Annotated in this window: 25 protein-coding genes; 13 read left to right on the top strand and 12 right to left on the bottom strand. The window is 71.5% G+C overall.

Translation table 11 applies throughout. From position 1 onward, the window contains the following. Positions 1-54 precede the first annotated feature (54 nt). Positions 55-1290, bottom strand: coding sequence for an NAD(P)-dependent malic enzyme (locus tag AY578_RS22405; RefSeq protein WP_028959310.1), 1236 nt, complete (start codon positions 1288-1290; stop codon positions 55-57). Positions 1291-1870: 580 nt separating this feature from the next. Here AY578_RS22405 and AY578_RS22400 point away from each other — a divergent pair. Genes AY578_RS22400 through AY578_RS22390 form a run of 3 tightly spaced genes read left to right on the top strand, consistent with a single transcriptional unit; the run spans position 1871 to position 4600 of the window. After that, complete coding sequence (locus AY578_RS22400) at positions 1871-2839, top strand: ABC transporter substrate-binding protein (RefSeq protein ID WP_019522925.1); 969 nt, start codon at positions 1871-1873, stop codon at positions 2837-2839. Between the two features lie 31 nt (positions 2840-2870). Continuing rightward, entirely contained in the window at positions 2871-3842 is a 972-nt protein-coding gene (locus AY578_RS22395; RefSeq protein ID WP_019522924.1) for an amino acid ABC transporter permease, read from the top strand. Next, positions 3839-4600 carry an amino acid ABC transporter ATP-binding protein gene (locus AY578_RS22390; RefSeq protein ID WP_019522923.1) on the top strand — a complete coding sequence of 254 codons (762 nt, stop codon included), beginning with the start codon at positions 3839-3841 and terminating at the stop codon, positions 4598-4600. The genes AY578_RS22395 and AY578_RS22390 overlap by 4 nt, the downstream gene beginning before the upstream one ends. Positions 4601-4671: 71 nt before the next feature. Here AY578_RS22390 and AY578_RS22385 read toward each other — a convergent pair whose 3' ends face one another. Further along, positions 4672-5442, bottom strand: coding sequence for a class I SAM-dependent methyltransferase (locus AY578_RS22385; RefSeq protein WP_161231607.1), 771 nt, complete (start codon positions 5440-5442; stop codon positions 4672-4674). A 100-nt stretch (positions 5443-5542) separates the two neighbouring features. Here AY578_RS22385 and AY578_RS22380 point away from each other — a divergent pair, with 100 nt between their 5' ends. Next, on the top strand, positions 5543-6193 hold the full coding sequence (locus AY578_RS22380; RefSeq protein WP_028959312.1) for a CGNR zinc finger domain-containing protein: 651 nt from the start codon (positions 5543-5545) through the stop codon (positions 6191-6193). On the opposite strand, the gene sodX is transcribed toward AY578_RS22380, so the two are convergent. Continuing rightward, positions 6076-6510, bottom strand: a complete 435-nt coding sequence (gene sodX, locus AY578_RS22375) for a nickel-type superoxide dismutase maturation protease (protein ID WP_028959313.1) — start codon at positions 6508-6510, stop codon at positions 6076-6078. The two genes, AY578_RS22380 and sodX, sit on opposite strands and share 118 nt — an antisense overlap. 146 nt (positions 6511-6656) lie before the next feature. Between sodX and sodN the strand changes: the two genes are divergently transcribed. The 3 genes from sodN to AY578_RS22360 all read left to right on the top strand — a co-directional run bounded on the left by sodN (position 6657) and on the right by AY578_RS22360 (position 8063). Continuing rightward, complete coding sequence (sodN, locus tag AY578_RS22370) at positions 6657-7052, top strand: superoxide dismutase, Ni (protein ID WP_006136256.1); 396 nt, start codon at positions 6657-6659, stop codon at positions 7050-7052. Between the two features lie 146 nt (positions 7053-7198). Next, complete coding sequence (locus AY578_RS22365; protein WP_019522919.1) at positions 7199-7621, top strand: helix-turn-helix transcriptional regulator; 423 nt, start codon at positions 7199-7201, stop codon at positions 7619-7621. Between the two features lie 16 nt (positions 7622-7637). Further along, positions 7638-8063: a VOC family protein gene (locus AY578_RS22360; RefSeq protein ID WP_019522918.1), complete on the top strand. Its 426-nt coding sequence runs from the start codon at positions 7638-7640 to the stop codon at positions 8061-8063. A 22-nt stretch (positions 8064-8085) separates the two neighbouring features. On the opposite strand, the gene AY578_RS22355 is transcribed toward AY578_RS22360, so the two are convergent. The 7 genes from AY578_RS22355 to AY578_RS22325 all read right to left on the bottom strand — a co-directional run bounded on the left by AY578_RS22355 (position 8086) and on the right by AY578_RS22325 (position 15235). Further along, the gene (locus tag AY578_RS22355) at positions 8086-8670 is read right to left on the bottom strand and encodes a dihydrofolate reductase family protein (RefSeq protein WP_019522917.1); all 585 of its coding nucleotides are present in this window, start codon (positions 8668-8670) and stop codon (positions 8086-8088) included. Positions 8671-8757: 87 nt separating this feature from the next. Continuing rightward, entirely contained in the window at positions 8758-8937 is a 180-nt protein-coding gene (locus AY578_RS22350; protein ID WP_258904798.1) for a hypothetical protein, read from the bottom strand. 266 nt (positions 8938-9203) lie between these two features. Continuing rightward, on the bottom strand, positions 9204-10934 hold the full coding sequence (gene ctaD / locus AY578_RS22345; RefSeq protein WP_370878988.1) for an aa3-type cytochrome oxidase subunit I: 1731 nt from the start codon (positions 10932-10934) through the stop codon (positions 9204-9206). A 159-nt stretch (positions 10935-11093) separates the two neighbouring features. Beyond that, positions 11094-11630, bottom strand: coding sequence for a hypothetical protein (locus tag AY578_RS22340; protein WP_019522914.1), 537 nt, complete (start codon positions 11628-11630; stop codon positions 11094-11096). A 121-nt stretch (positions 11631-11751) separates the two neighbouring features. Continuing rightward, a complete protein-coding gene (locus tag AY578_RS22335; RefSeq protein ID WP_019522913.1) occupies positions 11752-12375 on the bottom strand; it encodes a GNAT family N-acetyltransferase in 624 nt (207 codons plus the stop codon). Positions 12376-12573: 198 nt separating this feature from the next. Further along, entirely contained in the window at positions 12574-13695 is a 1122-nt protein-coding gene (locus AY578_RS22330) for a family 2 encapsulin nanocompartment cargo protein polyprenyl transferase (protein ID WP_161107450.1), read from the bottom strand. A gap of 133 nt (positions 13696-13828) precedes the next feature. Beyond that, positions 13829-15235, bottom strand: coding sequence for a family 2B encapsulin nanocompartment shell protein (locus AY578_RS22325; RefSeq protein ID WP_019522911.1), 1407 nt, complete (start codon positions 15233-15235; stop codon positions 13829-13831). Between the two features lie 312 nt (positions 15236-15547). Between AY578_RS22325 and AY578_RS22320 the strand changes: the two genes are divergently transcribed. Both AY578_RS22320 and AY578_RS22315 read left to right on the top strand, forming a co-directional pair. Continuing rightward, complete coding sequence (locus AY578_RS22320) at positions 15548-16129, top strand: N-acetylmuramoyl-L-alanine amidase (protein WP_019522910.1); 582 nt, start codon at positions 15548-15550, stop codon at positions 16127-16129. 123 nt (positions 16130-16252) lie between these two features. Continuing rightward, a complete protein-coding gene (locus AY578_RS22315) occupies positions 16253-17155 on the top strand; it encodes a 1-aminocyclopropane-1-carboxylate deaminase/D-cysteine desulfhydrase (protein WP_020700025.1) in 903 nt (300 codons plus the stop codon). A gap of 25 nt (positions 17156-17180) precedes the next feature. Here AY578_RS22315 and AY578_RS22310 read toward each other — a convergent pair whose 3' ends face one another. Continuing rightward, a complete protein-coding gene (locus tag AY578_RS22310) occupies positions 17181-18773 on the bottom strand; it encodes a Na+/H+ antiporter (RefSeq protein ID WP_019522908.1) in 1593 nt (530 codons plus the stop codon). A gap of 60 nt (positions 18774-18833) precedes the next feature. On the opposite strand from AY578_RS22310, the gene AY578_RS22305 reads away from it, so the two are divergent. The 3 genes from AY578_RS22305 (at position 18834) to AY578_RS22295 (ending at position 20896) form a co-directional block, all read left to right on the top strand. Next, positions 18834-19094: a UBP-type zinc finger domain-containing protein gene (locus AY578_RS22305; protein WP_019522907.1), complete on the top strand. Its 261-nt coding sequence runs from the start codon at positions 18834-18836 to the stop codon at positions 19092-19094. A 258-nt stretch (positions 19095-19352) separates the two neighbouring features. After that, positions 19353-19766 (top strand): ATP-binding protein, encoded by a 414-nt coding sequence (locus tag AY578_RS22300; protein ID WP_004925829.1) that lies wholly within the window; start codon positions 19353-19355, stop codon positions 19764-19766. Between the two features lie 17 nt (positions 19767-19783). Then, a complete protein-coding gene (locus tag AY578_RS22295; protein ID WP_019522906.1) occupies positions 19784-20896 on the top strand; it encodes an RNA polymerase sigma factor SigF in 1113 nt (370 codons plus the stop codon). Between the two features lie 29 nt (positions 20897-20925). Here the strand turns inward: AY578_RS22295 and AY578_RS22290 are convergent, their stop codons facing one another. Then, the gene (locus AY578_RS22290) at positions 20926-21378 is read right to left on the bottom strand and encodes a hypothetical protein (RefSeq protein WP_019522905.1); all 453 of its coding nucleotides are present in this window, start codon (positions 21376-21378) and stop codon (positions 20926-20928) included. Positions 21379-21495: 117 nt separating this feature from the next. Here AY578_RS22290 and AY578_RS22285 point away from each other — a divergent pair, with 117 nt between their 5' ends. Beyond that, positions 21496-22464: a diacylglycerol/lipid kinase family protein gene (locus AY578_RS22285; protein WP_019522904.1), complete on the top strand. Its 969-nt coding sequence runs from the start codon at positions 21496-21498 to the stop codon at positions 22462-22464. The last annotated feature ends 177 nt before the right edge of the window (positions 22465-22641 follow it).

Here is a 22641-nt window from a genome sequence, read left to right as displayed (position 1 = left end):
CGGACATGCGTGAGCCCCGTCCACGGCGCGGACGGGACCCTCACACATGTGCGCTCAGCGCCGGGCGACGCCCTCCGCCCGGGCGGCCGCGGCCACGGCGGCCGTCACCGCGGGGGCGACCCGCTCGTCGAACGGGGACGGGATGACGTAGTCCGCGGCGAGGTCGTCGCCGACGACGGAGGCCAGCGCCTCGGCCGCGGCGAGCTTCATGCCCTCGGTGATCCGGGAGGCCCGCACCTGGAGCGCGCCGGCGAAGATGCCGGGGAACGCCAGGACGTTGTTGATCTGGTTCGGGAAGTCCGACCGGCCGGTGGCCACGACGGCCGCGTACTTGGACGCGACCTCCGGGTGCACCTCCGGGTTCGGGTTGGCCATGGCGAAGACGAACGCGCCCTCGGCCATCGACGCCACCGCCGGCTCGGGGACCGTGCCGCCGGAGACGCCGATGAAGACGTCGGCGCCCGCGAGCGCGGACTCCAGCGTGCCGGAGATGCCGGCCTTGTTGGTGAACGACGCCAGTTCCGCCTTGATCGGCGTGAGGTCCTCGCGGTCCCGGGAGACCACGCCCTTGCGGTCGGCCACCGCGACGTCCCCGATGCCGGCCTCGACCAGCATCTTGGCGATCGCGACACCCGCCGCGCCCGCACCGGAGATCACCGCCCGCAGATCGCCCAGCGGACGCCCGCTGAGCCGCGCCGCGTTCCGCAGCGCCGCGAGCGTCACGACCGCCGTGCCGTGCTGGTCGTCGTGGAAGACCGGGATGTCCAGGCGCTCCTGGAGCCGCCGCTCGATCTCGAAGCACCGCGGCGCCGAGATGTCCTCGAGGTTGATCCCGCCGAAGGACGGGGCGAGCCGGACCACGGTCTCGACGATCTCGTCGACGTCGGTGCAGTTCAGCGCGAGGGGGACCGCGTCCACGCCGCCGAACTGCTTGAAGAGGATGGCCTTGCCCTCCATCACCGGGAGGGAGGCCTCGGGGCCGATGTCACCGAGCCCCAGCACGGCCGTGCCGTCGGTCACGACGGCGACGACCGAGGACTTCCACGTGTAGTCGTGGACCAGCTCCGGCTGCTCGGCGATCGCGCTGCACACCTTCGCGACGCCGGGCGTGTACGCCAGGGACAGGTCGTCCTTGTCGCGGACCGGCACGGTGGCCTGCACGGCCATCTTGCCGCCGCGGTGCAGCGCGAACGCCGGGTCGAAGGACTCGAGGGGCGCTGCCCCGCCGCCCTGCTCGGAAGCATCCCGGTTCTCGCTGTCGCTGCGAGGATTGACAATCTCCGCTGCCACTTGGTTTTACCCCTTAAGTGTTCATGGTTTGAGGGTTGCCACTCCTGGTGAGGGGTGGGCGGGGACGTGTCAGGCCCGGAGGGGTTGTTGCGTACGGGCCGAACACGACGGGCGCGCCGCACACGCGCCCTGGGCCCCGGATGAGGGGTGTAAAGAACCTTCTTACCGGACGGACGCGGTCGGCGACGAGTCCATAACGCGAAGGTCACATGCCGACGCCATGAAGCATCGTCCGATATCAGGACAAGACCTGGACGAAGTCCCAGCAAGCCCGCAAGTACCCCTCCGGCTCGGCGGGTCGCCCGTGCAACAGGCGTATCGGCGAAGATCTTGCGGCCGGAATGGAGGATTCCCGAAGAGTCTGCGGCGGCGTTCTACCCAAGATGCCGGGTTCGAGGACCCGCCGTTATCCGATTTTGACATCGCAAGCCCCCTGAACGGTCCAATCCGAATGGCAAGATGCGGTAATCACACGAGGTCGCGGCACTCGAAGGTGTGTGCTCCCGTCGACCCCGCGGCGATGCCGACAGGCAGTCGCCGGCCCCATCGGCAACTCCACCCATCCGCCGGAGGAACCCACATGACCGCAAGCACCACCCGTCGTACCACCGCCGCGCGCTCACGGATTGCAGCGGTCGGCGCGATCGCGGTCGCAGGCGCACTGCTTCTCACCGGCTGCGGTGACCAGACCGAGAGCGGAGGCGGCTCGGACTCGGGCTCCGGCTCGGGCAAGACCAACTCCGCCCCGCTCTTCGACAAGCTGCCCGCGGACATCCAGAAGGCCGGTGTCCTGAAGGCCGGCACCAACGCCGAGTACGCCCCGATGGAGTTCCAGGAGGGCGGCAAGATCGTCGGTGTCGACCCCGACATCGCCGCCGCGCTGGGCGAGAAGCTGGGCGTCAAGATCGAGTTCACCTCCGGCAACTTCGACGGTCTGATCACCGCGCTGAACTCGGGCCGCTACGACATCGCGATGTCGTCCATCACGGACAACAAGCAGCGCCAGGAGGGCCTGGACGACAAGGGCAAGAAGCTCGGCCCGGGCGTCGACTTCGTCGACTACTTCGTGGCCGGCACCGCCGTGTACGTCCAGAAGGGCAACCCGCAGGGGATCAACTCCATCGAGGACCTCTGCGGCCGGCCGGCCGCCGTGCAGCGCGGCACCACGTACGAGAAGGCGCTGCAGGACCAGTCCAAGAAGTGCACGGCCGCCGGCAAGAAGGCGATCAAGATCCAGCCGTTCGAGAACGACACCGAGGCCCAGACCCGTGTGAAGTCGGGCGGCGCGGTGGCCGGTGTGAACGACTACCCGGTCGCGGTCGACCTGGTCCGCAAGGCCGACAACGGCAACGCCTTCGAGATCGTCGGCGAGCAGGTGGACGCCGGTCCGTTCGGCATCGCGGTCACCAAGGAGAACAAGCAGCTCACGGAGGCCCTGGAGGCCGCCGTCAACGCCATCATCGAGGACGGCACGTACAAGAAGATCCTCGAGAAGTGGGGCGCCGAGACCGGCGCCATCGACAAGGCCGTGGTCAACGGCGGCAAGTGACGGACCCGGGCACGACTGAAGGGCAGTCACAGTGACCGACAAACTCGACAAGGGGACGGACGACGCCCGACCGGCGACCGTCGTCTCCAAGGACGACGGGCCCGCCCCCGGAGCGCCCGCGGCGATCAAGGCCATCCCGGTCCGCCACTACGGCCGCTGGGTCAGCGCCGTCATCGTGCTGGCCCTGGTGGGCCTGATCGTCAACGCCTTCGCCACCGCCGACAAGATCCAGTGGCAGGCCGTGGGCGACTACGTCTTCGACAGCACCGTGCTGGCCGGCGCCGGCCGGACCCTGCTGATCAGCGTCCTGGCCATGGTCATGGGCGTGGTCCTCGGCGTGATCCTCGCCGTGATGCGCATGTCGAAGAACCCGGTGACCAGCTGGGTCGCCTGGGCGTACATCTGGTTCTTCCGCGGCACCCCGGTCTACGTGCAGCTGCTGCTGTGGTTCAACCTGGCGCTGATCTTCCCGGTGCTGAACCTCGGTCCGCTGTACAAGGACGAGATGGTCGACGTCATGACGCCGTTCATGGCGGCCCTGCTGGGTCTCGGCCTGAACGAGGCGGCGTACATGGCGGAGATCTGCCGCGCCGGCCTGCAGTCCGTCGACGACGGTCAGACCGAGGCGGCGCACGCGCTGGGCATGAGCCACGGCAAGACGCTGCGGCGCATCGTGATCCCGCAGGCGATGCGGGTGATCGTGCCGCCGACCGGCAACGAGTTCCTCAACATGCTGAAGACCTCGTCGCTGGTGTACGCGGTGACCTACAACGAACTGCTGCGCGCCACTTCCACGATCGGCTCCACGTCGTACGCCGTGATGGAGATGCTGTTCGTGGCGTGCATCTGGTACCTGGTCATCACCAGCGTGTTCAGCGTCGGCCAGTACTACCTGGAGCGCCGTTTCGCGCGCGGCTCGTCCCGGAACCTGCCCGCGACCCCGTGGCAGAAGATCAAGGCCAACATGACGGCCTTCAGCCGCGAGAGGAGCAGCACGGTATGACCGCCATGGTGAAGGCCGAGGGCGTCCACAAGTCCTTCGGCGGTGTGCAGGTCCTCAAGGGCATCGACCTGGAGGTCAAGAAGGGCGAGGTGTTCTGCCTCATCGGCCCCTCCGGTTCGGGCAAGTCGACCTTCCTGCGGTGCATCAACCACCTGGAGAAGATCAACGCCGGCCGGCTCTACGTCGACGGCGAGCTGGTGGGCTACCGCCAGAAGGGCGACAAGCTCTACGAGCTGAAGGACAGCGAGGTCGCCCAGCAGCGCCGGGACATCGGCATGGTCTTCCAGCGCTTCAACCTGTTCCCGCACATGACGGCCGTCGAGAACGTCATGGAGGCGCCGGTCCAGGTCAAGGGGCTCAACCGGTCCGCGGCCCGGCAGCGGGCGCTGGAGCTGCTGGACCGGGTGGGCCTCGGCGACAAGGCCGGGAACTACCCCTCCCAGCTCTCCGGCGGCCAGCAGCAGCGGGTGGCGATCGCGCGTGCGCTCGCCATGGACCCCAAGCTGATGCTGTTCGACGAGCCGACCTCGGCGCTCGACCCGGAGCTGGTCGGTGACGTCCTCGACGTCATGCGCGACCTGGCCGAGTCGGGCATGACGATGATCGTCGTCACCCACGAGATGGGCTTCGCCCGCGAGGTGGGCGACAGCCTGGTGTTCATGGACGGCGGTGTGGTGGTCGAGTCCGGCCACCCGCGGGACGTGCTGACCGACCCGCAGCACGAGCGCACCAAGTCGTTCCTGTCCAAGGTCCTCTGACCTCGGCGCCCGCACGGCGAAGGGGCGGTACGGAGTCCTCCGTACCGCCCCTTCCGTGTGCTCCGGGCCCGCTACTTCAGCGCCAGCAGCAGTGTGTCCGACGGCGAGCACCACACCGGGCGGGCCTCCGCGAAGCCGGCTTCGCGCAGCACGCGCGCGTGCCAGACCGGGGACGGCATGTCGCCGTCGGCGTGCTCGCCGTAGATCTCGAAGCGGCGGGCGGTGGGGCCGGCGAGGACGGGGTCCTTCGCGGCGAGCTGCCACCACTCGGCCCAGTCGAGGGCGCCCCGCTCCTTGGCCTGATCCATGCGTGCGTGGCGCTGCGCGCGCTCGGCCGCGTTGATCCGGGGGGTGCTCTCGTCGATCATGTGGTCGGCGTTCATGAAGACGCCGCCGTCGCGGACCAGGCCCGCGATGTGTCCGTAGAGGTCCGCGAGGGGTTCCCGGTGCAGCCAGTGCAGGGCCGTCGCGGTGAGCACGGCGTCGTAGGAGTCGTGCGGGAGCTGCGCGGCCCAGCCGGGGTCCTTCAGGTCGGCGGTGACGAAGGTGACCCGCTCGTCGCCTTCGAAGGTGCCCTCGGCGATGGCGAGCAGCGCCGGGTCGAGGTCGACGCCGGTGCTGGTGGCGTCGGGGAAGCGGGCGAGCAGGCGAGCGGTGATGCTGCCGGTGCCGCAGGCCAGGTCGAGGACGCGCGGGGCGGTGCCGACGAGGGCCTCCACCATGTCGAGCATGACCCGGAAGCGTTCCTCCCGGTCGGGCATGTACCACTCCTGCTGGCGGTCCCAGCTCTCCTGCCAGGCCTGCCAGTCGGTGCCGGCCGTGGTGGTGTGCGAGTCCGTCATGGGCCCCTCCCTCGCAGTGCACTCCGTAATACCCTGGAAGCACGATCGTCTGTTACCCGACCGCACGCACGACCATAGAGCCCCTGCGTAAGGACTACAAGTGGAACTGGCCTATTACTCGGACTACGCCGTCCGTCTCGTGAACACCGAGGAGCCGGTCCGGGGCACGGACACGCTCACCTCGGTCGAGGCCGTGCGGGACCTGTTCGGCGGCAACCGGTCGGCCGCCCGGCGGGCCACCGAGGCGGACGTGACGCGGTTCCGCTCGGTCCGGGCCAGGCTGCGGTCGGTCTTCGAGGCGGCGAACGACGGCGACGAGACCCTCGCCGTGGACCTGCTGAACTCCCTGCTGCTGGAGTTCCCGGTGAGCCCGCAGATCTCCGGCCACGACTTCCGCGACGACGACGGCCGCCCGCTGTGGCACATGCACCTGGCCGACCATCCGTCCAACGCGACCGCCGGGTACGCCGCCATCGCCGCGATGGGCCTGGCCTTCCACCTCACCGAGTACGGCGTCGACCGCCTCGGCCTGTGCGAGGCGGCGCCCTGCCGCAACGCCTACCTGGACACCTCGACCAACCGCTCCCGCCGCTACTGCTCGGACCGCTGCGCCACCCGTGCGAACGTGGCCGCCTACCGGGCCCGCAAACGCCTGGAGGCGGACCGGTCGGAGAGCACGGGACGGGCCGACGTCAGCAGCCAGACCAGCAGCGACAGCGGCGACCGCCGGGCCGTGGAGCGCGGCCGGTAGCGGAAGCGGACCCGGCCCAGCACGAGCTCGTCGGGGACGACGCCGTAGTCGGTGCTGTCGCCGCCCGCGTACGCGTTGTCCCCGAGCACCCACCAGCCGCCGTCGCGCCGCTCGGCCGCCCGCTTGACGACCAGCAGATCCTGCTGGAACGGGTGGCGCAGCACGATCACGTCGCCGCGTTTCACCTTCGCCCCGTAGTGGACCAGGAGCCGGTCCCCGTGGTGCAGCGTGGGCACCATCGACGGTCCGGTCACCTCGGCCACCCCGAAGGGCAGCGGCGCCCTCACCCGCTCGGCGTCCTGCGACAGCTCCGGCATCTCCCGGCACCTCCCCGGTTCTTCCTCCACCAGTCTCAGTCTGACCCCGGACTTTTGTCCTAAGCCCACGGGGGCACTCGCGAAAACCGGTCCGTCACGGAGTAATGTCCCCTGTGAGAAGACGATCACGAGGAAGGAAACGCTTCATGCTTTCCCGCCTGTTTGCCCCCAGGGTCAAGGTCAGCGCCCACTGCGACCTGCCCTGCGGCGTGTACGACCCGGCCCAGGCCCGCATCGAGGCGGAGTCGGTCAAGGCTGTCCAGGAGAAGATGGCCGGCAACGACGACCCGCACTTCCAGGCGCGTGCCACGGTCATCAAGGAACAGCGCGCCGAGCTGGCGAAGCACCACGTCTCCGTGCTGTGGAGCGACTACTTCAAGCCGCCGCACTTCGAGAAGTACCCGGAGCTGCACCAGCTGGTCAACGACACCCTGAAGGCCCTCTCGGCCGCCAAGGCGTCGACCGACCCGGCCACCGGCCAGAAGGCGCTGGACTACATCGCCCAGATCGACAAGATCTTCTGGGAGACCAAGAAGGCCTGACCCGGCCTCGCCGCTCCTCGCGGCCGGCGATCGGTGCACCATCGCAGGTCCTGGGGCTTTTTCCGAAGGGGGCCCGTCGCTTCGCGCGGCGGGTCCCCTTCGGTGTTTCCCGGCACCGCCCTCGGAGCCCGTGGGATGCTGGGCGCATGGAGCTGGAGGATCTGGTGCGGCTGCGGCGGGTCCGGGACCGGATGGACCGGGAGTACGCCGAGCCGCTCGACATCGCGGAGCTGGCGCGGACGGCGCTGATGTCGCCCGGCCACTTCCAGCGCAGCTTCCGGTCCGCGTACGGGCAGACGCCGTACGCGTATCTGATGACGCGGCGGATCGAGCGCGCCAAGGCGCTGCTGCGCAAGGGCGACCTGACGGTGACCGAGGTGTGCCTCGCGGTCGGCTGCACCTCGCTCGGGTCGTTCAGCGCGCGCTTCACCGAGCTGGTCGGGGAGACGCCGAGCTCCTACCGGGCCCGCTCGCACGAGGAGACCGCGGTCATCCCGCCGTGCTTCGTGCGGACGTACGCCCGGCCGGTGCCGGTGCGGCGACGGGCCGACCCGAGCGGGAACTTCTAGAAGGAACGGGACGGGTATGGACAGGGCGACGGACGTGCGGCTCGCCCAGTGCTTCGTCGCGGTCGACGACCACGACAAGGCACTGGCCTTCTACTGCGACGTACTGGGCTTCGAGGTGCGCAACGACGTGGGGTACGAGGGGATGCGCTGGGTGACCGTCGCCTCCCCCGAGCAGGACGTGGAGATCGTCCTGGAGCCGCCGGCCGCGAGCCCGGACGTCTCCCCCGCCGACAAACAGGCGATGGCCGAACTGCTCGCCAAGGGCCTGCTGCGCGCGGTCAACTTCACCACCACCGACTGCGACGCCCTGTTCGAGCGGGTGCGTGCCGCGGGCGCGGACGTGATCCAGGAGCCGGTGGACCAGCCGTACGGAATGCGGGACTGCGCGTTCCGCGACCCGGCGGGGAACATGGTGCGCTTCCTGGAGCGCCCCGCGGACTGAACGGCGTCGGGCTGACGCCCGTTCAGCGCTGTCTGCGGTACGTCCGCACCAGCGTGCCGTTGCCGAAGGCGCGGTGCGACTCCAGCGTGAACGGCGTGACCGAGAATCCGGCGGCGAACATCGGCATGCCCGAGCCCTGCACGATGGGGTACGTCTTGATCACCAGCTCGTCGATCTCGTCGACCAGCGCCCCGGCCAGCTCGGCACCGCCGCACAGATAGATGCCGTACGCGCTGTCCTCCGCCTTCAGCGCGCGCACCCGGCCGACCAGGTCGTCGGAGATGATCTCGACGTCGGGGTCGGGCGACTCCCCCAGCGTGCGGGAGGCGACGTACTGCCGCATATGGGCGTAGGGGCTGGTGACGCCTTCGTTGAGGGCCAGGTCGTAGCTGCGGCGGCCCTGGACGATCGTGTCGAACCGCTTGTTGGGCAGGTCGTCGATGCCGAGCGGACGGCGGCCCGCGGTCGGCAGCGTCTCCGGGTACTCCGTCTTCAGGAAGTCGAAGAACTCCGCGTCGACGAGGGACACCATGGCCGACGCGTCGCCCTCCGGGTCCCCGATGAAGCCGTCGATGGAACAGGCGATGAAGTAGGTCAGGTCGCGCACTACGGCCTCTTTCCTCGGGTTTTCGGGATGGTGGCGCCTTCGTGACAACTCCAGTTGTAGTACTCCGGTTGTAGTGGTGCAACGTCTTTAACGCGCCAACGCCAGGCCCGTGGCCGGAAGCAGCACCGCCACGGACACCGCGACCGGGAGGGCGAGGGCCAGGGCGGCGACCGTCCCGCGACGGACCGCACGCGACGGCAGCGGGCCGTCGGGGGTCAGGCCGGCCCACAGCCGGGCGGTCTCCCGGCGCTCACCGGCGCGCCGCACCGCGGCCCCTGACCCGCAGGACAGCGGCGGCCGTGCCGCCGGCCGCCGTCACCGCGCAGGGCGCCCACCACGACGCCGTGAGCAGCAGGTCGGACCGACGGCCGCGACCGTGGCCAGCCGGTCAGGCAGGCGAGCGCCGCGGTACGGCGGGAGGGCGGCCGGTCGGCCGCCCCGGCCCGCAGGTCGGCGAGGGCCGGCAGGTACCAGACGCAGCCGGCGCCGGTGACCAGCGCGCACCCGAGGGCGAGGACGGGCTGCGCCATGGCTCACTTCCCCGCTTCCAGGGCGGTGACCTCGGGGTGGTGCAGGTCGAACGCCGGGGACTCGCTGCGGATCTTCGGCAGGGAGACGAAGTTGTGGCGCGGGGGCGGGCAGGAGGTGGCCCACTCCAGGGAGCGGCTGAAGCCCCAGGGGTCGTCCACGCCGACCGGTGTGCCGTACTTCGCGGTCTTCCAGACGTTGTAGAAGAACGGCAGGACCGACAGGCCGAGCAGGAACGAGCCGACGGAGGACAGGGTGTTGAGGGCGGTGAAGCCGTCCGCGGCCAGGTAGTCGACATACCGGCGGGGCATGCCCTCCACGCCCAGCCAGTGCTGGACCAGGAAGGTCAGGTGGAAACCGGCCGTCAGGGTCCAGAAGGTGATCTTCCCGAGCCGCTCGTCGAGCATCTTGCCGGTGAACTTCGGCCACCAGAAGTGGAATCCGGCGAACATCGCGTACACGACCGTGCCGAACACCGTGTAGTGGAAGTGCGCGACCACGAAGTACGTGTCCGAGACGTGGAAGTCCAGCGGCGGCGAGGCCAGCAGAACGCCCGTCAGACCGCCGAAGAGGAACGTCACCAGGAAGCCCAGCGTCCACAGCATCGGCGTCTCGAAGGAGAGGCTGCCCTTCCACATGGTGCCGATCCAGTTGAAGAACTTCACGCCCGTCGGCACCGCGATCAGCATCGTCATGAACGAGAAGAACGGCAGCAGCACCCCGCCCGTGACGTACATGTGGTGCGCCCACACGGTCACGGAGAGACCGCCGATGGCGATGGTCGCGCCGATCAGCCCCATGTACCCGAACATCGGCTTGCGGGAGAAGACCGGGACCACCTCGGAGACGATGCCGAAGAACGGCAGCGCCAGGATGTACACCTCGGGATGGCCGAAGAACCAGAACAGGTGCTGCCACAACAGCGCCCCGCCGTTCGCCGGGTCGAAGATGTGGCTGCCGAACCTCCGGTCGCACTCCAGCGCGAACAGCGCCGCCGCCAGCACCGGGAAGACGATCAGCACGAGCAGCGCCGTGAGCAGCACGTTCCACGTGAAGATCGGCATGCGGAACATCGTCATGCCGGGCGCGCGCATGCAGATGATCGTGGTGATGAAGTTGACCGCGCCGAGGATCGAGCCGAAGCCCGAGAAGGCCACGCCCATGATCCAGAGGTCGGCGCCGACGCCGGGCGAGTAGATCTCGTTGGACAGCGGCGCGTACAGGAACCAGCCGAAGTCGGCGGCGCCGCCCGGGGTGAGGAAGCCGGCCGCCGCGATGGTGGAGCCGAACAGGAACAGCCAGAACGCCAGCATGTTCAGCCGCGGGAACGCCACGTCGGGGGCGCCGATCTGCAGCGGCATGATCCAGTTGGCGAAGCCGGTGAACAGCGGCATGGCGAACATCAGCAGCATGATCGAACCGTGCATCGTGAACGCCTGGTTGAACTGCTCGTTCGACATGATCTGCAGGCCGGGCCGGGCGAGTTCGGCGCGCATCATCAGCGCCATGACGCCGCCGACGACGAAGAAGACGAACGCGCTGACCAGGTAGAGCGTGCCGATCTTCTTGTGGTCGGTGGTCGTGAGCCAGTCCACCCAGGACGCCCGGCCCCTCGCGGCCGGCTCCGGCGCGGACCGCCCGGGAGCGTCCGTTCCCGGGGCCGCCCCGGGACCGGCCGTCCCCAGGGCCGCTCCGGGACCGTCCGTCCCCTGTGCGGGCCGGGGCCGCTCGTCCACGGCGGCTTCCACATGCTGCGTGCGTATCTCGTCCACCGGACGTCTTCCTCCCCATGTGTGGTGCGCGCCCATGATCGGCGCGGGGAGGAGGGCTCCACATGGGTCGAAAGGCCCCCGCGCCGGTCCTGGGGCGGGGGCCGAAGGTCCCGTGTCGCGGTGTCAGAACGGCGCGCGGGCGCGGGGGATGCGGGGGCGGGGCCCGCGGTCGCGGGCGGCGCCCTCGGGCCACAGGACCTCCACCGGGATGCCGCGCGCACGGGCGTAGGTCACCAGATGGGCCGTGGCGTCCCGGCCGTCGGTGGGGGAACCGTCCCAGACGGCCAGGAGCAGGGAGCCGGCGGCGACGAGGCGTTCGTCCGCGCCGACGCAGGAGTCGCGGTCGGTGGGGTCGTAGTCGAGGAGCCTCACCTGGTCGGCGAGGGTGAGCAGTTCGCCGGTGGCCGGGCGGTCCTGCGGGGGCGGCAGGGCGGGGACGCCGATGCTGGTGGGGATGACCACCGCCAGCGGCAGTCCGGAGGCGCGCGCGGCGCGTCCGGACGCCAGGGCCGTTCCCGCGGCGGCGCGGACCATGGCCCTCGCCCTCCCGGCGAGCCGCGCCAGCCGGGTCCGCACGGCGGACTCCACCAGCCGCAGTGATCCGTCCGTCAGGTCGTGGTGTCCCACGACCGCGATGTCCCCGTGTGCCGTCGGCCCCATACGCGCCCCGTTCCGCTCGTCCTCCGTCCGCGGGCCAGTGAAGCCGGGCGCGCGAGGCGCCGTACAGGGCCGAACGTCCCTGTACGGCGGGGGTTCACCTCGCGGGGTGAGGGGTGACGGGTCAGCTCCGCGCGCCGGATGCGCGGGGTTCGCGCCACATCGGGTACATCAGCGGGCCGTCGGGGAGGCGCAGGGGCTCGCCGGTGAGCTCGAAGCCGAGGCGCCCGTACAGCCGGGCGCTGCGCTCGCTGCTCGCCTCCAGGTAGGCGGCGCGGCCCTCGCGGTCGCAGCGGTCGAGGACGGAGCCGATCAGCGCGGTGCCGAGCCCCTCGCCCTGGCGGCCGGGGGCCACGCCGATCATCCACAGGTACTCGTGGGCGCGGCCCTGGGGGTGGATGCCCGCGGTGAGGCGGCCGATCAGCTCGACCCGCTCGTTGTCCGGGTCGACGGCGCGGCGCAGATCCACGAACTCGTCCTCGCCGTCGGCCGCTTCGCCGTGGCCGGGGTCCTCCGCCGGGACGGACATCCACAGGGCGCACGCCGAGCCGTCCTCCAAGAGGTCGACGCGCCCGTCGGCGAGGGTGGCGTCGGTGAAGGCGGCCATGAGCCGGTGGTGCGTCGCGCGCCGGTACTCCGCGCCGGGGAACACCCAGCTGCTGACCGGATCGTCCTGGAACGCCTCGTCCAGCAGCCGGACCACCTGCTCCCGGTCGTCCCCGCCGGCCGTCCGGATCGCCACGCCCATGTCCGCCCCTTCGCCTCAACCGTCGCTGCCCGTACGGGGGTTGAGACTAGCCGGGTCGGGCGGCGAAACGGGGGGCGGGCCCCGCACACCGTGGGGAAGTGCGGGACCCGCCGGTCCGGGACCACGGAAGCCGTACGGGTCAGGGTCCGCACGGCGGCACGTGGCCCCGGGATCGGGGGGACGGTCAACGCCGTCGCGTCAGGTGGTGCGCCGGGTGACGAACTCGGCGAGGGCGAGGAGACCTCCCGCCGCCTCCGGGTCCGGCACGGCGCGGGCCACCTCCTGCATGGCCCGGGCCATCCGGTCCGCCGCCTGGGTCTGCGCCCAGTCGCGGCCTCCGGCGCGCTCCACGAGCCGGGTGAGCTCCTCGGCCTCCTCCTTCCGGTGCGGGGCGGCGTACGCGGCGGCGAGCTCCGCGGCCTCCGGGGCGCCGGAGGTGAGCGCGGCGACGACCGGCAGCGACTTCTTGCGGGCGGCGAGGTCCGCACCGGCCGGCTTGCCGGTGCGGCGCGGGTCGCCCCAGGTGCCGATGACGTCGTCGATGAGCTGGAACGCCAGCCCGGCCTCCCGGCCGAAGGCGTCCATCGCCGCCACCTCCGCGTCCCCCGCGCCCGCGTACAGCGCGCCGAGGGCGCAGGCGCAGCCCAGCAGGGCGCCGGTCTTCGCCTCCGCCATGGCGAGGGTCTCCTCCAGGGTGACCTCGTCGGGCGCGCGGCGCTCCAGGGCCGTGTCCGCGTGCTGCCCGGCGCACAGTTCGACCACGCACTGGGCGAGCCGGGCGGCCGCGGCCTGGGCGGCCGGGTGGGGGTCCTCGGCGAGCAGCCGCAGGGCGAGCGCCTGGAGGGCGTCCCCCACGAGGATCGCGTCGGCGTCCCCGAACACCGTCCACACCGTGGGGCGGTGGCGGCGGGTGGTGTCCCGGTCCATCACGTCGTCGTGGACGAGGGTGAAGTTGTGGACCAGTTCGACCGCGGCCGCCGCCCGCAGGGCCGCCGTCCGTGCGGCGGAGCCGCCGAGGGCGGAGGCCGCCGCGAGCACCAGGGCGGGCCGGAGCGCCTTCCCGGAGCCGCCGGCGGCCGGGGTGCCGTCCGCGTTCTGCCAGCCGAAGTGGTAGAGCGCGACGCGGCGCATCGGCGCGGGCAGGGACCCGAGGGCCGTGCGCAGCACCGGGTCGACGGCGGCCCGGGTCCGCTCCAGCAGGGCGGCCGCCTCGTGCCCGTCGCCGGTGTACCGGTCCGGCACGGGAGCGCTGTCGGGCGCGGTGCGTGCCGTGCGCTGCTGCGGGCGGCCCGTGGCAGGCCGGGCCGTGGACTCCGTCATCGACTTCCCCCTGGGACCGACTCGGTGAAGGCACGGAGGGTTGGCGCTTCCGCACCCGTCGAGCACGTTCCCCCCAGATGTACCCGCCCGGGAGGGCGGGGACACGGCGCGCGCGGCGGGAGCCCGCGGACGGTCACCGCCACCGTCCGATCTCGACGTTCTCCAGGACGCCCAGCGCGTCCGGGACCAGCACCGCTGCCGAGTAGTAGGCCGTGACCAGGTACTTGATGATGGCCTGTTCGTTGACGCCCATGAACCGCACGGACAGGCTCGGCTCGATCTCGTCGGGGATGCCGGCCGCGCGCAGGCCGATGACGCCCTGGTCCTCCTCACCGGTGCGCAGCGCGATGATGGAGGTGGTGCGGGCCTCGGTGACCGGGATCTTGTTGCACGGGTAGATGGGCACGCCCCGCCAGGTGGGGATGCGGTTGCCGCCGACGTCGATCGTCTCCGGGACGAGTCCCCGCTTGTTGAGCTCGCGACCGAACGCGGCGATGGCGCGCGGATGGGCGAGCAGCAGTCGCGTGCCGCGGCGCCTGCTGAGCAGTTCGTCCATGTCGTCGGGGCTGGGCACGCCGTCGTGCGGCTGGATCCGCTGGTCGTACTCGCAGTTGTGGAGCAGGCCGAAGTCGCGGTTGTTGACGAGTTCGTGCTCCTGGCGCTCCTTCAGCGCCTCGACGGTCAGCCGGATCTGCTGCTCCGTCTGGTTCATCGGCTGGTTGTAGAGGTCGGCCACGCGCGTGTGGATGCGCAGCACGGTCTGGGCGACGCTGAGTTCGTACTCGCGGGGCCGGGCCTCGTAGTCGACGAAGGTGTGCGGGATGTCCGGCTCGCCGCTGTGGCCGGCCGCGAGGTCGATCTCCTTCTCGCCGTACTTGTTGGTGCGCTGCTGCGGGACGTCGGCCCGGCGGCGCAGGTGCTCGCGGAGGGTCTCGGACCGCTCGGCGACCTGGTCGACCGCGTCGCGGGGCAGCACCAGGACCGTGCACGCGGTGAGGGTGCGGGCCGTGTACTCCCAGATGGCGTCGTCGTCCTGGAGGGCCTGTTCGCCGAAGTAGGCGCCGTCGGCGAGCACTCCGAGGGACTCGTCCTCGCCGTAGGGGCCGGTGCCGACGCGCTCCACCCTGCCGTGCGCGAGCAGGTACACCTCGTCGGCCGGGCTGCCGAAGGAGGCGACGACCTGCCCGGCGCCGATCTCCCGCTGCCGGCACCGGGAGGCCAGCTCGGCGAGCACCTCCTGGTCCTCGTAGTCGCGCAGCACGGGCAGTTCGCCCAGTTCGGCGGGGATGATCTCCACCCGGTCGCCCGTCTTCACAAAGGTGAGCCGGCCGTCGCCCACGGCGTAGGTGAGCCGCCGGTTGACCCGGTACGTGCCGCCCTGCACGTCGACCCAGGGCAGCATCCGCAGCAGCCAGCGGGAGCTGATCTCCTGCATCTGCGGCACGGACTTGGTCGTGGTGGCCAGGTTCCGCGCCGCCGCCGTACCGAGGCTCTGCTGCTGCCCGGCCTGCTCCGTGCGGACCTCTTCGCCTACCGACATAGAGAATGCCCTCCCCATTAGATCCACGCCCGGCCGTGCCGGGCGTCGCAGTGCGTGATCAAGCGTTCCTCACGCAGCGTGTCCGCGCCATTACACGATCGAGCGGGGTTGGATCTTGGGGAGGCTGGGCAGACTGACCGGCCGCCTGCCGGGGGCGGCAACGGCGCCCGGGCGGAAGGAATTTGTCCGGATCGGCTCGCACAGCTGACGGACGAGTACTTGAATCGCCGACTTCCGGCTATAGGCCCTGTACCAGACGGCCGCGCCCGGCGACCGTCGTCCGGTACGAAGGAGGGCGGCATGGCCCCACCCATGTCCGCGAGCGCGTTCCTGCGCGCTCTCAGGGCGGAGGGTCTCACGGTCGTCGAGGTCGGCGACTGGCGTGACCACAACCGCAACCACAAGGGCCCGTGGGGGCCGGTGCACGGAGTGATGATCCATCACACCGTGACCAAGGGCAGCAAGGCGACGGTCGACATCTGCCGCAAGGGCTACTCGGGTCTGCCGGGTCCGCTCTGCCACGGCGTGATCACCAAGGACGGCCGGGTGCACCTCGTCGGGTACGGCCGCGCCAATCACGCGGGGCTCGGCGACGACGACGTGCTGCGGGCGGTGATCGCCGAGAGGAAGACGTTCCCGCCGGACAACGAGGCCAACACCGACGGCAACCGGCACTTCTACGGCTTCGAGTGCGAGAACCTCGGCGACGGGAAGGACCCGTGGCCGGCGGCGCAGCTGGAGGCCATCGAGAAGGCCGCGGCGGCGGTCTGCCGCCACCACGGCTGGAACGAGCAGTCGGTGATCGGCCACCTGGAGTGGCAGCCGGGCAAGGTGGACCCGCGCGGGTTCACCATGGCATCGATGCGCAAGCGGATCCGCGAGCGTCTGAAGTGACCCGGACGAGGTGACGTCCGACGTGGCCCTCGGCGCTCGTCGCCGGTGCTCCGCCCTCCTGACACCCCCCACGCGGAACACCGGCGCCCGCGCCTGCCCCCGCCTCGGGCGACAATGGCCCGCATGACCAGCTCCGACGCGCTCGCCGGCCTGCGCCCGCGGCTCCCCTCGCCGCTGGAGGAGGCCGTCGACGCGCGGTTCGAGCGGCACGGGGTGCGGCTGCTGCTGAAGCGGGACGACCTCGTCCACCCCGAGCTGGTCGGCAACAAGTGGCGCAAGCTCGCCCCGAACCTGGCGGCGGCCGCCGGGCGGACGGTGGTCACGTTCGGCGGGGCGTACTCCAACCATCTGCGGGCCGCGGCCGCCGCCGGGCGGCTGCTCGGGCTGCGCACGGTGGGCGTGGTGCGCGGCGAGGAACTGGCGGGCCGGCCGCTGAACCCGTCACTGGCACGGTGCGCGGCCGACGGCATGCGGCTGCACTTCGTGGCGCGGTCGGTGTACCGCCGCAAGACGGATCCGGACACGCTCGCTGAGGTGCTGCGCGCGGCGGACGCGGAGGACGCGTACGTCGTGCCGGAGGGCGGCAGCAACGCGGCCGCGGTGCGCGGGTGCGTGGAGCTCGGCCGGGAGCTGGCGGGCACGGCGGACGTGGCCGCGGTGGCCTGCGGCACGGGCGGCACGCTCGCGGGGCTGGCCGCCGGGCTCGGCGGGAGCGCGCGCACGCTCGGGATACCGGTGCTCAAGGGCGGCTTCCTCACGGCGGAGATACGGGCCCTGCAGACGGCGGCGTTCGGCGGGCCGCGCGGGGAGTGGAGCCTGGACGAGCGGTTCCATCACGGCGGCTACGCGCGCGTACCGGCGGGCCTGGAGGCGTTCGCCGCGGACTTCGAACAGCGTCACGGCCTCCCCGTGGAACGCCTCTATGTCGCCAAGTTGCTTCATGCCCTCGTCACCCTGGCCGGGGAGGGCGCCTTCCCGCGCGGGAGCACGGTCGCCGCGGTGGTCACCGGGCGGCCGTTCCCCTGATCCGGCGCGCCCGGGCCGGGACGGCCTACCCCGCCTCCCGGTAGGCCGCGGCCTCCTCCAGGTCCAGCCGGCGCAGCAGCGTCCGCAGCATCTCGTCGTCGATGTAGCGCCCGTCGCGCAGCTTCACGAACACCTCGCGCTCGGCGCCGATCATCTCCCGCGACAGCCGCCGGTAGGTGTCGTCCACCGACTCCCCGGTGACGGGGTTGACCTGCCCGAGCCGCTCCCAGACGGCGTTGCGGCGGCGCTCCAGGACACTGCGCAGCCGGTCGGCCAGCGGCGCGGGAAGGGCGTTGCGCTCGTCGGCGAGCAGGTCGTCGAGGCGCTCCTCGGCGACCCGGGACGCCTGCGCCTGCGCGTTGGCCTCGGCGAGGGTCTCGGCCTGGGCGTCGCGGCCGGGCAGCTTCAGCATCCGGATCAGCGGAGGCAGGGTGAGGCCCTGCACGACGAGGGTGCCGATGACGGTGGTGAAAGTCAGGAAGAGCAGCAGGTACCGGTGCGGGAAGTCCTCGCCCTCCGCGACGACCGGGATCGAGAAGGCGATGGCGAGGGACACCACCCCGCGCATCCCGGCCCACGCGATGACGAACGGCGCCTTCCAGCCGGGTCTGCGCTCGCGCGCCCTCACCCGCGCCGAGACCAGCCACGGCAGCCAGACGGCCGGGTAGACCCAGAGGAACCGCACAGCGACGACGACCGCGAAGACGGCCAGGGCGTACCAGGCGGACTCGATGCCCTCGTGCTCGCCGAGCCCGCGCATCACGACGGGCAGCTGGAGCCCGATGAGGGCGAACACGGCCGACTCCAGGACGAACGCGACCATGCCCCACACCGCGCTCTCCTGGAGCCGGGTGGCGAAGTCGACCTCCCAGGCGCGGTGCCCGAGGTAGAGGGCGACCACCACGACGGCGATCACCCCGGAGGCGTGCACCTGCTCGGCGACGCCGTACGCGGCGAACGGGATGAGCAGCGAGAGCGTGTTCTGCAGCAGCGTCTCGCGCACGTGGGTGCGCAGCCAGTGCAGCGGCGCCATCAGCACCAGGCCGACCGCGGTGCCGCCCAGCGCGGCCAGCAGGAACTCCCCCACTCCCCCGGCCCAGCTCACGCCCTCGCCGACGGACGCGGCCACGGCGACCCGGAAGGCGGTGATGGCGGTGGCGTCGTTGAACAGCGACTCGCCCTGGAGGATCGTCGTGATCCGCGAGGGCAGGCCGACCCTGCGGGCGACCGCCGTCGCCGCGACGGCGTCCGGGGGCGCCACCACGGCGCCGAACACCAGTGCCGCGGCGAGCGGCAGGTCCGGCACCAGCAGGTGCAGCACCCAGCCCACCGCGAGCGTCGCGAACAGCACGTACCCGACGGACAGCAGGGCCACCGGCCGCAGGTTCGCCCGCAGGTCCAGGTAGGAGCTCTCCACGGCCGCCGTGTAGAGGAGCGGCGGGAGGATCAGCGGCAGCACGATGTGCGGGTCGAGCGCGTAGTCGGGCACGCCCGGGACGTAGCTGACCACCAGGCCCACCGCGACGAGCACCAGCGGCGGCGGAACCGGGGTCCGCCGGGCGGCGGCGGCCACCGCGGCGCTGCCCGCCACGAGCAGCAGCAGGGGCATCACGTCCATGTCGGGCCCACCCTCGTTTTTCCGCGCGGCCTTCCGCGCGACCGTCGTAATGTGGCAATCATGAAACAGTGCACGCATGTCGAGGCGCTGCCGCACCCGGAACCGGCCCCGCTCGGTGAGACGTGTCCGGAGTGCCTGCGGGAAGGGACGGATCCGGTGCAGCTGCGCCTCTGTCTCACCTGCGGTCACGTCGGCTGCTGCGACTCCTCGCCGAACCGGCACGCGACGCGGCATCACAAGGAAACCGGCCATCCCGTGATGCGGACCCACGAGCCGGGTGAGGACTGGCGCTGGTGCTTCGTCGACCACGTACTGGTGTGACGTGGCGGGACCACGGTGCCGGACGGTTCGCGGGTCCGGCGCCTGGGTACGTCAATGCGGCGCGCGCTGTTCCCATTTGGCCGTCGCAGACCCCTAGCCACGGAGCGTGTTCACAGTTTTACTATGAGTGACAGCAACGGGCCGGGGTCCCGGCGACAGGATCGCCGGGAGCGCGATAGCGTCACCGCTGAACCACGTAGCGCGTTGCCCGGGGGCGAACACAGGCCCTGAAACGCTTGTACCACCTTGGAGGTGAGGGTGTCCCAGATCGCAGGCGAGCCCGCGACCCAGGACTTCGTGGAAGTCCGGCTGCCGGCCGCGGGGGCCTACCTGTCGGTGCTGCGTACGGCCACGGCCGGCCTCGCGGCCCGTTTGGACTTCACCCTCGACGAGATCGAGGACCTGCGCATCGCGGTCGACGAGGCCTGCGCGATCCTGCTGCAGCAGGCCGTGCCGGGATCGGTGCTCAGTTGCGTCTTCCGCCTCGTCGACGACTCGCTCGAGGTCACCGTCTCGGCGCCCACCACGGACGGCCACGCCCCCTCGCGGGACACCTTCGCCTGGACCGTGCTGTCCGCGCTCGCGGGCAAGGTCTCCTCCGCCGTGGACGAGGACAAGACCGTGTCGATCAGCCTCTACAAACAGCGCGGCGCGGGACCCGGGCCGGCGTGAGGAGCGAGGACGGGCCGGTGCGGGACGAAGAACGCGGCACACGGGAGCTGCCGGCCGGGCGCGTGCCGGACGGCATCGACGGCATCCCCGAGCAGGCCCGGCCGCATCCGGAGGACGACTCCGCGGGGGACGTCCGTCCGGGCGGCGGGCAGGCCGGCGGCGCCGTGCGGGACACGTCCGCGGCCGGGCCGGCCGCTCCCGGCGGGGACGCCGCCGCCCTGGCCGAGCCGGTGGCGGGGGACGAGGCGAGCGCTCGGGGAAGGGCGACGGGCGGGACGATGAGCGAGCACGAGCGAGAGGCCGAGGAGCAGGCGGCGCCTGCCTCCGGCGCACGGAGCACTCCGGGTGTGCCGGGCACGCACGCGCACCACGACCCGCAGGACCGCAGCGGGGCGCGGGCTCTCTTCCTCGAACTGCGCGCGCTGGACAGCGGCACCCCGGAGTACGCGGAGCTGCGCAACCGGCTGGTGCGGATGCATCTGCCGCTCGTCGAGCACCTGGCGCGCCGCTTCCGCAACCGCGGCGAGCCGCTGGACGACCTGACCCAGGTCGCCACGATCGGTCTGATCAAGTCCGTCGACCGCTTCGACCCGGACCGTGGCGTGGAGTTCTCCACGTACGCCACCCCGACGGTCGTCGGCGAGATCAAGCGGCACTTCCGGGACAAGGGCTGGGCTGTGCGGGTCCCGCGGCGGCTGCAGGAGCTGCGGCTGTCGCTCACCACGGCCACGGCGGAGCTGTCACAGCTGCACGGCCGCTCCCCCACGGTGCACGAGCTGGCCGAGAAGCTGGGGATCTCGGAGGAGGAGGTCCTGGAGGGCCTGGAGTCGGCGAACGCCTACTCCACGCTGTCCCTGGACGTCCCCGACACCGACGACGAGTCCCCCGCGGTCGCCGACACCCTCGGCGCGGAGGACGAGGCGCTGGAGGGCGTGGAGTACCGGGAGTCGCTCAAGCCGCTGCTGGAGGACCTCCCGCCGCGCGAGAAGCGGATCCTGCTGCTGCGCTTCTTCGGGAACATGACCCAGTCGCAGATCGCGCAGGAGGTCGGCATCTCGCAGATGCACGTCTCCCGGCTGCTGGCCCGCACCCTGGCCCAGCTGCGGGAGAAGCTCCTCGTCGAGGAGTGAGCCGCTGCGGCGGAGGAGCGGGCGCCGCGTCACTTCGCGGCGTCGCCCGTGTTCCCGGGTCCGCGGATGCCGAGGGCCCGGGTGGTCTCGGCGTTGATCAGCAGCACCAGCGCGGTCACGGCGACGACGGCGAGCACGATCCCGGCGGGGACGGCCGCGCCGTCGGACGTCAGCATGTTGTAGGCCACCGGCAGCGCCATGATCTGCGTGATGACGGCGGGCCCGCGGCTCCAGCCCTTCCGGGCGAACAGGCCGCGCGCGGCCAGCAGCGGCAGCAGCGCCAGCACGATCAGCGTGACCCCGCCGGTGACGGCCTGCTGCCGGTCGTCCGGCTCGCCCGCGAGGCCGAGCACCAGCAGCCAGACGCCGCCGACGACCAGCGCGAGCCCCTCCAGCGCGGCGAGGAGCGCGGCGTACGTCAGGCGGCGCGGACGGGCGCCGCTGTCGTCGGGGCTGGTGACGGGGGTCTGCTCGCTGCTCACCCCTGCAGGGTAGCCGCCGCGGGACGGCCGTCCCGTGGCGAGGTTCACGCCCCGTGCCGTCCACAGGGCGGGACCTCGGTCTGGGCCGGGTACCGCTGAGTAGGTACCCTGCACGTCATGCGTGCACTTCTCGTGGTCAACCCGGCGGCAACCACCACCAGTGCGCGCACGCGCGACGTGCTGATCCACGCGCTCGCCAGTGAGATGAAACTCGACGCGGTGACCACCGAGTACCGCGGTCACGCCCGGGACCTCGGCCGGCAGGCGGCGGAGAGCGGCGAGGTCGACCTGGTGGTCGCCCTGGGCGGCGACGGCACGGTGAACGAGGTCGTCAACGGTCTGCTGCACGCGGGCCCCGACCCGGAGCATCTGCCCGGTCTCGCCGTGGTCCCCGGCGGCTCCACCAACGTCTTCGCCCGCGCCCTGGGTCTGCCCAACCAGCCCGTGGAGGCGACCGGTGTGCTGCTGGACGCGCTGCGCGAGGGCCGGGAGCGGACGGTGGGCCTGGGGCTGACCTCGGGCACGCCGGGCAGCGAGGACGAGGCGGTGCCGTCCCGCTGGTTCACCTTCAACGCGGGCCTCGGCTTCGACGCCGGCGTGGTCGGCCGGGTGGAGCAGCAGCGGGAGCGGGGCCGGAAGTCGACCCACGCGCTGTACATGCGCCAGGTGGTGCGCCAGCTGCTGGGCGACCCGCACCGGCGCAACGGGATGATCACCCTGGAGCTCGAGGGCGAGGAGCCGGTCGAGGACCTGGTGCTGTCCATAGTCTCGAACACCTCGCCGTGGACGTTCCTCGGCAACCGTCCGATCTACGCCGCGCCCCAGGCGTCCTTCGACACGGGACTCGATCTCTTCGGTCTCACCCGGATGTCCACCCCCGCGGTTGCCCGGTATGGCACGCAGTTGCTCACTTCGTCCCCGGAGCGCGGCCCCCGTGGCAAGCACGCCGTGACGCGGCACGATCTGACACGCTTCACCTTGCATTCGAAGGTGCCGCTGCCCCTTCAGATGGACGGTGACCACCTGGGGCTGCGCACCAGCGTGACGTTCACAGGCGTTCGCCGTGCACTGCGTGTGATTGTGTGAGCAGAAAGGGCCAAAGTCCTTTCAGTCGAACGTTTAGGCCAGGGTCCACCCCATGGAAGTACGGCTGTGACCTAGTCGACACCGAAGAATCAAAAAAAACTTTCCGGAAGGGGTTGTATCCGCCGCCGAGGTTTGCGAGTCTCTTCTTGGCGATCGGGACGGCCCGCAACACCGGCC

This window comes from Streptomyces thermocarboxydus (assembly GCF_024760485.1).
GTDB lineage: Bacteria > Actinomycetota > Actinomycetes > Streptomycetales > Streptomycetaceae > Streptomyces > Streptomyces cellulosae.
This window is presented reverse-complemented; position numbering and strand designations above follow the sequence as displayed.

Coding starts and splice junctions, on each gene's coding strand:
- AY578_RS22335 (WP_019522913.1), bottom strand. CDS start 12,375: ATGGGCGTGGCGATCCGGACGGCCGGCGGGGACGACCGGGAGCAGGTG.
- AY578_RS22310 (WP_019522908.1), bottom strand. CDS start 18,773: ATGGACGTGATGCCCCTGCTGCTGCTCGTGGCGGGCAGCGCCGCGGTG.
- AY578_RS22285 (WP_019522904.1), top strand. CDS start 21,496: ATGCGTGCACTTCTCGTGGTCAACCCGGCGGCAACCACCACCAGTGCG.
- AY578_RS22320 (WP_019522910.1), top strand. CDS start 15,548: ATGTCCGCGAGCGCGTTCCTGCGCGCTCTCAGGGCGGAGGGTCTCACG.
- AY578_RS22400 (WP_019522925.1), top strand. CDS start 1,871: ATGACCGCAAGCACCACCCGTCGTACCACCGCCGCGCGCTCACGGATT.
- AY578_RS22390 (WP_019522923.1), top strand. CDS start 3,839: ATGACCGCCATGGTGAAGGCCGAGGGCGTCCACAAGTCCTTCGGCGGT.
- AY578_RS22360 (WP_019522918.1), top strand. CDS start 7,638: ATGGACAGGGCGACGGACGTGCGGCTCGCCCAGTGCTTCGTCGCGGTC.
- AY578_RS22305 (WP_019522907.1), top strand. CDS start 18,834: ATGAAACAGTGCACGCATGTCGAGGCGCTGCCGCACCCGGAACCGGCC.
- AY578_RS22315 (WP_020700025.1), top strand. CDS start 16,253: ATGACCAGCTCCGACGCGCTCGCCGGCCTGCGCCCGCGGCTCCCCTCG.
- AY578_RS22330 (WP_161107450.1), bottom strand. CDS start 13,695: ATGACGGAGTCCACGGCCCGGCCTGCCACGGGCCGCCCGCAGCAGCGC.
- AY578_RS22325 (WP_019522911.1), bottom strand. CDS start 15,235: ATGTCGGTAGGCGAAGAGGTCCGCACGGAGCAGGCCGGGCAGCAGCAG.
- AY578_RS22385 (WP_161231607.1), bottom strand. CDS start 5,442: ATGACGGACTCGCACACCACCACGGCCGGCACCGACTGGCAGGCCTGG.
- AY578_RS22340 (WP_019522914.1), bottom strand. CDS start 11,630: ATGGGGCCGACGGCACACGGGGACATCGCGGTCGTGGGACACCACGAC.
- sodN (WP_006136256.1), top strand. CDS start 6,657: ATGCTTTCCCGCCTGTTTGCCCCCAGGGTCAAGGTCAGCGCCCACTGC.
- sodX (WP_028959313.1), bottom strand. CDS start 6,510: ATGCCGGAGCTGTCGCAGGACGCCGAGCGGGTGAGGGCGCCGCTGCCC.
- AY578_RS22365 (WP_019522919.1), top strand. CDS start 7,199: ATGGAGCTGGAGGATCTGGTGCGGCTGCGGCGGGTCCGGGACCGGATG.